At 69.0% G+C, this 7,969-nt stretch carries 8 protein-coding genes and 1 pseudogene; 3 read left to right on the top strand and 6 right to left on the bottom strand.

Annotated elements, in window-relative coordinates:
- The 6 genes and pseudogenes from GX543_RS14395 to GX543_RS14420 form a co-directional block, all read right to left on the bottom strand.
- A pseudogene (locus tag GX543_RS14395) lies at positions 1–229 on the bottom strand (sulfite exporter TauE/SafE family protein); the annotation flags it as partial.
- Positions 226–1,800, bottom strand: coding sequence for a bifunctional phosphoribosylaminoimidazolecarboxamide formyltransferase/IMP cyclohydrolase (gene purH, locus GX543_RS14400; RefSeq protein WP_290852839.1), 1,575 nt, complete (start codon positions 1,798–1,800; stop codon positions 226–228). The pseudogene GX543_RS14395 and the gene purH, both read right to left, overlap by 4 nt.
- Positions 1,797–2,378, bottom strand: a complete 582-nt coding sequence (purN, locus tag GX543_RS14405; RefSeq protein WP_290852854.1) for a phosphoribosylglycinamide formyltransferase — start codon at positions 2,376–2,378, stop codon at positions 1,797–1,799. Before purN ends, purH begins: the two co-directional genes overlap by 4 nt.
- Before the next feature lie 109 nt (positions 2,379–2,487).
- Positions 2,488–3,858, bottom strand: coding sequence for a DUF6350 family protein (locus GX543_RS14410; RefSeq protein ID WP_290852841.1), 1,371 nt, complete (start codon positions 3,856–3,858; stop codon positions 2,488–2,490).
- A 189-nt stretch (positions 3,859–4,047) separates the two neighbouring features.
- Positions 4,048–4,947: a DUF5336 domain-containing protein gene (locus GX543_RS14415; RefSeq protein WP_290852843.1), complete on the bottom strand. Its 900-nt coding sequence runs from the start codon at positions 4,945–4,947 to the stop codon at positions 4,048–4,050.
- Between the two features lie 132 nt (positions 4,948–5,079).
- A complete protein-coding gene (locus GX543_RS14420) occupies positions 5,080–5,841 on the bottom strand; it encodes an IclR family transcriptional regulator (protein WP_290852845.1) in 762 nt (253 codons plus the stop codon).
- Positions 5,842–5,987: 146 nt separating this feature from the next.
- Between GX543_RS14420 and GX543_RS14425 the strand changes: the two genes are divergently transcribed.
- The 3 genes from GX543_RS14425 (at position 5,988) to GX543_RS14435 (ending at position 7,914) form a co-directional block, all read left to right on the top strand.
- Positions 5,988–6,764 (top strand): CoA transferase subunit A, encoded by a 777-nt coding sequence (locus GX543_RS14425; RefSeq protein ID WP_290852848.1) that lies wholly within the window; start codon positions 5,988–5,990, stop codon positions 6,762–6,764.
- A gap of 1 nt (position 6,765) precedes the next feature.
- Complete coding sequence (locus GX543_RS14430; RefSeq protein ID WP_290852850.1) at positions 6,766–7,413, top strand: 3-oxoacid CoA-transferase subunit B; 648 nt, start codon at positions 6,766–6,768, stop codon at positions 7,411–7,413.
- A 111-nt stretch (positions 7,414–7,524) separates the two neighbouring features.
- Positions 7,525–7,914 (top strand): carboxymuconolactone decarboxylase family protein, encoded by a 390-nt coding sequence (locus tag GX543_RS14435; protein ID WP_290852852.1) that lies wholly within the window; start codon positions 7,525–7,527, stop codon positions 7,912–7,914.
- Positions 7,915–7,969: the final 55 nt, after the last annotated feature.

Raw genomic sequence — 7,969 nt, forward strand, 5'->3', positions numbered from 1 at the left:
CCAGCGAACGACCACCGTCGCCGCTGGTGAGTTCGCGGCCCGACTTCGCAAAGCTCCCGATACCACTCGCGACCAACGCCACCGTGTTGGTGACATTGGCCGCGAGCGGATTCAGGCCGAAGGCCAGCAGCGCCGGATAGCTGACGAGCGACGCCAGACCGGTCACATAGCCGACCACCGCGGCGACGAAACCCGCCGCGACGAGGCCGAGCAGTTCCAGAGCGATCAGTGTGCGAAGTGCCGTGCGCCAGTCAGGTACATGGTGACGCCTGCAGCCTTGGCGGCCTCGATGACCTCGTTGTCACGGACCGATCCGCCGGGCTGGACCACGGCGCGGACGCCGCCGTCGATCAGCACCTGCAGGCCGTCCGGGAACGGGAAGAAGGCGTCGGACGCACCGACCGCGCCCGCGGCACGATCACCGGCACGCGTCACGGCGAGGTGCGCGGAGTCGACGCGGTTCACCTGACCCATGCCGACGCCGACCGACGCGCCGCCCGACGCGAGCAGGATGGCGTTCGACTTGACCGCGCGGCACGCGCGCCACGCGAAGACCAGGTCGCGCAGGGTCGCCTCGTCGGCGGGCTCGCCGGTGGCCAGCGTCCAGTTGGCCGCGTCGTCGCCCTCGGCGTCGATCACGTCGCGCTCCTGGACCAGGACGCCGCCGGAGACCGGACGCATCTCGAGGCCGGTGGCGGTCGGCGCCTGGGCGATCAGGATGCGGATGTTCTTCTTCCGCGAGAGGACGTCGACGGCGCCGTCGGCGTAGCCCGGCGCGATGATGACCTCGGTGAAGATCTCGGCGACCTGCTCGGCCATCTCGACCGACACCTCGCGGTTGGTGGCGATGACGCCGCCGTACGCACTGACCGGATCGCAGGCGTGCGCCAGGCGGTGGGCCTCAGCGATGTCGGTGCCCACGGCAATGCCGCACGGGTTGGCGTGCTTGATGATGGCCACGGCGGGCTCAGCGTGGTCGTAGGCGGCGCGCCAGGCGGCGTCGCCGTCGGTGTAGTTGTTGAACGACATCTCCTTGCCGTGCAACTGCTCCGCCTCGGCCAGCCCCGGAGCGGCGTCGGTGTTGATGTACAGCGCGGCCGCCTGGTGCGGGTTCTCGCCGTAGCGGAGCTCCGCGGAGCGCTTCCAGGTGGCGCCGGTCCACACGGGGAAGTCCGACTCCGCGTCGGGCGCGACCACCGAGCTCATCCACGACGCGACCGCGACGTCGTAGTCGGCGGTATGACGGAAGGCCTTGGCTGCGAGCTGCTTGCGCTGCGCCAGGGTGAAGCCGCCCGCGGCGACCGCGTTCGCGACGTCCGCGTAGTCGGCGGGGTCGACGACGACGCCCACCGAGGGATGGTTCTTGGCCGCTGCGCGGACCATCGACGGGCCGCCGATGTCGATCTGCTCGACGCACTCGTCCGGGGTGGCGCCCGAGGCGACGGTCTCGGTGAACGGGTACAGGTTCACGATGACCAGCTCGAACGGCGCGACACCGAGCTCATCGAGCTGCGCGAGGTGATCGTCCTTGCGGGTGTCGGCGAGGATGCCCGCGTGCACGCGCGGATGGAGCGTCTTGACGCGGCCCTCGAGGCACTCCGGGAAGCCGGTGAGCTCGCTGACCTCGACCACCGGCACGCCCGCGCCGGCGATGGTCTTGGCGGTGGAGCCGGTGGAGACGATCTCGACGCCCGCGGCGTGCAGGGCCGTCGCGAGTTCGGTCAGACCGCTCTTGTCGTAGACGCTGACCAGCGCGCGCTTGACGGCGCGCGTACCGGAATCTGCTGCGGGTGCATTCACTTGATGTGTGCCTTTCGTCCATCTGTGACAACGCCACGGGTCACGACCGCATGCACCGTTTCCGGAAGCAGCATGCGTTCGACTTCTTTGATCCGTTCGTGGAGGGTTTCTTGCGTATCGTCGGGCAGCACTTCCACGATGCGCTGCGCGAGGATCGGTCCGGTGTCGACGCCGTCGTCGACCAGGTGCACCGTGGTCCCGGTGACTTTGACGCCGTAAGCCAGCGCGTCGGCCACCCCGTGCGCGCCCGGGAAGGCAGGCAGCAGCGCGGGATGCGAGTTGAGGATCCGGCCGCCGAAGCGCGCCAGGAACGAGGGGCCGAGGATCTTCATGAACCCGGCGGTGACGACCCACTCGGGGGCCAGCTGGTCGACTGCCGCGGTGAGTCCGCGGTCCCAGGCGTCGCGGTCGTCGTAGTCGCGGAGCTGACAGAGGATCACCGAGATCCCGTCGTCGATCGCGCGGTCGGCGGCCGCGCAGTCGCGGTCGACGACGACCCCGACGACGCGGAAAGACGCGCTGTCGGTCGCTGCGAGTTCGAGGATGGCGGCCATCAGCGATCCGGTTCCGGATGCCATGACGACAACGGGCACGCGGGCGTCGTGGGCAGCTGATGTCACGGGTACATCGTAGTGGTGCCGCAGCGAGCGGTCACGCGCAGGTCGGAAGCGGTGACGACGCGACGGGTCAGTCGGTGACCTGCGTCTCGGCGACTGTCGGATCGACATCGTCGGCGACGGGTACGTCCGCGTTCGCGTCGTCGGCCGCCAACTCGTCCAGGTCGACTTCTTCCAGATCGGATTCATCGAAGTCGGGTTCGACGAGGTCGTCGTCGGCGGCGTTGTCATCGTCGACGGTCGCCGACCCACGTCCGGCGAGGTAGTTCTTCAGCCGTGCGAGACCCGCCGTAACCACAGCGGCCACACCGAGCGAGGTGAACGTGAAGACGCCGACCACCGGGATCCCGACCCCGGCGTGGCCCATCTCGCCGAGGGTGCCGCCCGACAGTCCGGCGGCGACCACCATCAGCAGCGATGCCACCGCCGCGCCGACCCCGATCGCGCGCAGATGAGCGACGATGTCGGCGCTGCGCGTGTACCAGCCGAGCAGGACGCCCGCCGCCGCCGGCACCGCGAAGAAGAGTGCGCCCCACGCACCGAGGTCGGAAGCAGGTACCACCGCGGCGATCGGCACCGGCGGCAAGGCCCCGGCATGCGTGCTCAGCGCGTCGATCACCGTTCCGCCGAGGTTCGCACTCGCGCCCACCGACACGGCTGCGCCGCCGACCACGAAGTTCGGCAGGTACAGCAGCGAGAGTCCGGTGAGCCCGAAGTAGCCGTCGAAGGTGTTTCCGGCAGCGATCACTTCGCCGATGAGTTCGAATTGCGCCACGCATCCGACGAACACCGCGATGGCGCCACCGGACACAAGCACAAAGAACGCCGCGGCACCGCCCCTCGCCCCGACGCGATCGGAGGCCGGGACGGCGAACTCGTCGAGGAAGGCAGGCAGGACGCGCGGCACCAGGCCTGTCGCGGCCGCGACACCGTGGACCAGCAGTGTCATGCCGAAGGCCGTGAGCGGGTTGGGATTGCCGACGGGACTCACCGACGACGCCCCGTCGGCGATCACGGCCAGCGCGAGTGCGGTGGCCAGCAGCGGTCCGACGATCGCGGTGCCCGCCACCTGCAGCAATTCGTTGAACGAGTCGGCGTCGCGTGTCGCCCGTCGCACCACGTGGAAGGTGCCGTACGCCACCAGCAGCGTGGGGACCAGCGGCAGGGCGCCGATCGTGACGCCGCCGATGGTGAGGGCGGTCTGGTTCATCGCCAGCCAGCCGGCGGCCGTCGCCACGCCGATCCCGGAGAACGAGGCGCCTGCGGCCACCTTCACGATCAGGACGATCGTCGCAGCGGCCAGCCAGGCGACGGTCGCGACCGTGAGGCCGACCTTGATCACATCCCAGGTAGCGGGCAGCTTCGGTGCCTGGTCGGCACGCCGAGCCAGGCGGACCTGTCGGAGACGGGTCGCCAGAGATTCGGTAGCAGGCGCGGACATCACCTACGAGGTTGTCACGTCGGGTGAACAGCCACGTCCCGACGCGCCGCGCCCGATCCGAATGCGCTCGAACCCACAGGATCGACTCAGGATGCGACGACGGCACAGACGAAACAGCAGTGCCCCCGATCGACGGGGGCACTGCTGGAGTTCGAATCGGGTGCGGGTCGGCACTCGACCCGCGGCGACCTACTTGTTCATGTCCGGCTTCTGGAACGCCGTGGTGGGACCCGCCTCGGGTGCGCCCGGGGCCGGGTTGGACGGCGAGGAGTCGGGCTGAGCCTGGTGGCTCGCTGCGGGCTGACCGTACGACGGGTCGGCCTGGTACGTCGCCTGCGCCTGCTGACCGTAGGGCTGCGCGAGCTGACCGTAGGTCTGCGCCGCCGGCTGCTGCGCGGCGGGCTGGCCGTAACCGTAGGCCGACGAATCGGCGGCGGCGGGTGCGGCCTGAGCGCCAGCGGTCGCCACGGCCGGAGCGGTCTGGACCTGGCCGCCCTCGACCAGCAGCCACAGCACCGAGGCGGCCGCGGCCAGGATCGAGGTGATCAGCAGGATGATCGCACCGATCTTGACGCCGTCAGCCACGGCGAAGATGAAGATGGTGGCGACCGCGCTGATGATGCTCAGCGACGAAGCGACACCGACAGCCCACTTCTCGATGCCGAGCAGGAAGGTGGTCCCGGCGACGGCACCTGCGGCCGCGAGCAGGATCCACGGCGTCGCGAATGCACTGAGGAACAGCTCGATGCTGATGCCTTCAACGGTGTACGCCCCAACGCTCTCCGACTTCGTGCCGCCCGGAACGAAGCCGCAGAACAGTGTGATGAGGCCCAGTGCACCGACCACCGCTGCGAGGATCATCGGAGTGTTGGCCGGCAGTCCCTGGCTCGGCGGCTTGGGCGCCTGGTAGCCGCCGTACTGCTGACCCTGCTGGCCGTAACCTGCCTGAGCCCCGTACTGCTGCTGACCGTACTGCTGCTGACCATATCCGGCCTGCTGGCCGTACTGCTGCTGGCCATACTGCTGCTGGTACTGCGGCTGGCCGGAATCACCCTGGCCGTAGCCGGGCCCGGACTGCGGGTATGTCATCAAACACTCCTCATTAGGCACGGACCACCGCGAGGGATGGCCGACGAACGACCACCACGCTAATACACGACCTGATCGCTGTGCAGAACGCCGTCCGTCGAACGGATCACCGACAACCCGCGACGTGGTTCGTCAGCGGACCCTCCGCGTGAGGTCGTGCGCCGCGCGGAGCAGCACCTCGCCGAGTTGCGGCCGCCGAGTCGCAGAGAAGCGGGTCTGCACTCCGTTGAGGCTCAGCGCCCACTCCGGACGACCGCTGCGGTCGAACACCGCCGCCCCGATCCCCCAACTCCCCTCCACCAGGAGCGCCGGGTTCACCGAGTAGCCGAACAGCCGGGTCTCCGCGATACGGCGCTGGATGCCTGCCGTGGAGTGGTCGTGCCCCCACTCCCCTTCCAGATCCGCACGCTCCAGATACCGGGAGATCTCGGCGTCGGGCAGGTGGGCGAGCAGGACCAGTCCGGCCGAGGCGATGCCGAGCGGCAGTCGCTTGCCCGGGTACAGCACGTGAGACCGCAGCGGGAAGGTGCCCTCCGAGGAGGCCAGCACGACGGTCTCGTCGCCGCGGCGCGCGGAGAGGAAGGTGCTCTCGCCCGTCGAGCGAGCCAGTTCGTGCAGGATGTCGTCGGCCATCGAGGCGATGTCGTAGCGCTGGGCGGCGATCGAGCCGAGGATGTACAGCTCCGGTCCCAACACCCACAGCCCCTCCGGGGTCCGGTCGACGAGCCCCTCGTCGGACAGCGAGGCCAGGAGGCGATGGGCGGTGGCGCGCGGTAGGGCGACGGCCCGGGCGAGGTCGGTGGTCGTCGCGCCGCCGCCTGCGCTGTCGCTGAGCGCTCGCAGCATCGCTGCGGCGCGAGAGACGACGGAATTCCCCGCCCGAGAGGCGTCCATCTAATGGACGGTACCCCATCCGATCTCTTACCGAGCGACCAATTTCGAGGGAGATTCGCCTGCTGCGTTGCATGTCAAAGGTAATAAATGATGACGTTCACTCAACGATCGGAACGACTGGTCGACGAGACGAGAGGAGCCACGCGATGACGGACACGCCAGTGGCAGGCAAAGTAGTGGCAGATCCGGCGGCCGCCGTGGCGGGAATCGGCGACGGTGCGTCGATCGCCGTCGGCGGCTTCGGCCTCTGCGGGATCCCCGATCAGCTGATTGCCGCGTTGGCCGCGCAGGGCGCGACCGACCTGCAGTTGTTCTCGAACAACTGCGGCGTGGACGGCCGTGGCCTAGGCGTCCTGCTGGAGTTGGGTCGCGTCCGTCGCGTGGTCGCGTCGTATGTCGGCGAGAACAAGGAGTTCGCACGTCAGTACCTGACCGGCGAACTCGAGGTGGAACTGACCCCGCAGGGCACACTCGCCGAGCGTCTCCGCGCAGGCGGCGCAGGCATCCCCGCCTTCTACACGCCCGCAGGCGTCGGCACCCCGATCAGCGACGGCGGCCTCCCCTGGCGCTACGACGCCGACGGCAACGTCAAGGTCTCGTCGCCGCCGAAGGAGGTCCGCGAGTTCAACGGCCGTCGCTACGTGATGGAGGAGGGCATCGTCGCCGACTTCGCACTGGTGCACGCCACCGTCGGCGACCGCCTCGGGAACCTGGTCTTCGACAAGACCGCCATGAACTTCAACCCGCTAGCCGCCATGGCCGGTCGGGTGGCCATCGCCCAGGTCGAGAAGCTCGTGGAACCCGGTGAGCTCGATCCCGAGCAGATCCACCTCCCCGGCGTGTTCGTGAAGCGCATCGTCGAGACCGGTCCGCAGGACACCCAGATCGAGAAGCGCACCGTGCGTGCGCAGGCAGGAGCCTGACATGACCGATACGACGACCCCCATCGGCTGGAACCGCGATCAGATGGCCGAGCGCGCCTCGAAGGAACTGAGCGCCGGCCAGTACGTGAACCTCGGCATCGGCATGCCGACGCTGATCCCCGGCTATCTGGACTCCTCGCTGGGTGTGGTGCTGCACTCGGAGAACGGCATCCTGGGCACCGGCCCGTACCCCACCGAAGACCAGCTCGACGCGAACCTGATCAACGCGGGCAAAGAGACGGTCACTGTGGAGCCGGGCGCCGCATTCTTCGATTCGTCGCTCTCGTTCGGCATGATCCGCGGCGGTCACATCGACGTCGCCGTCCTGGGCGGCATGCAGGTGTCGCGCCACGGTGATCTCGCCAACTGGATGGTCCCCGGCAAGATGGTCAAGGGCATGGGCGGCGCCATGGACCTGGTCCACGGCGCGGGCCGAGTGATCGTGCTGATGGAGCACAACGCCCGCGACGGCGTTGCGAAGATCCTCGACGAGTGCACCCTGCCGCTGACCGGCGCGGGCGTGGTGGACCGCATTATCACCGACCTCGGCGTCATCGACCTGAAGGACGGCGTCGCGACGCTGGTCGAGACCGCCCCCGGCGTCACCCGCGAGTACATCCAGTCGAAGACCGGCACCGCGCTCGCCTGAGCGCCGCCAGTCACCGACACCTGTCCCGCACCCTCGATTCGATCGACGGTGCGGGACACTGGTGTCTGCACCGACTGAACAGAACCCTGGAAAGAAAGATCGAGGCCCGAGATGAGCAGCAAGTCCGACGACGCCTTCCAGAACGGACTCACCGTCCGCCGCGAAGTGATGAGCGACGAGTTCGTCGACCGAGCGCTCGCCCGAACCGACGGGACCGAGTCCGCCGACCTTCAGCGTTTCGTGACCGAGCACGTGTGGGACGCCGTGTGGAACCGCCCGGGCCTGGCGCGCCGCGACCGCAGCCTGCTCAACATCGGCATCCTGTCCGCGATCCGTGCCCACGAAGAGCTCGCCGGCCACGTCCGCGGCGCCCTCACCAACGGACTCACCCGCGAAGAGATCTCCGAGGCCGTCATCCACATCAGCGGCTATTGCGGCGCGCCCGCCGCCCTGTCGGCGATGAAGGTGGTCCAGTCGGTGTTCGACGCCCAGGACGCCTAGCTGCACCCAGCGTGTCGCCTACTCACGCCGGTCGAGCGCATCGAGACCCCCGCCA

The organism is Gordonia sp. (in: high G+C Gram-positive bacteria), assembly GCF_012515855.1.
Taxonomy (GTDB): Bacteria; Actinomycetota; Actinomycetes; order Mycobacteriales; family Mycobacteriaceae; genus Gordonia.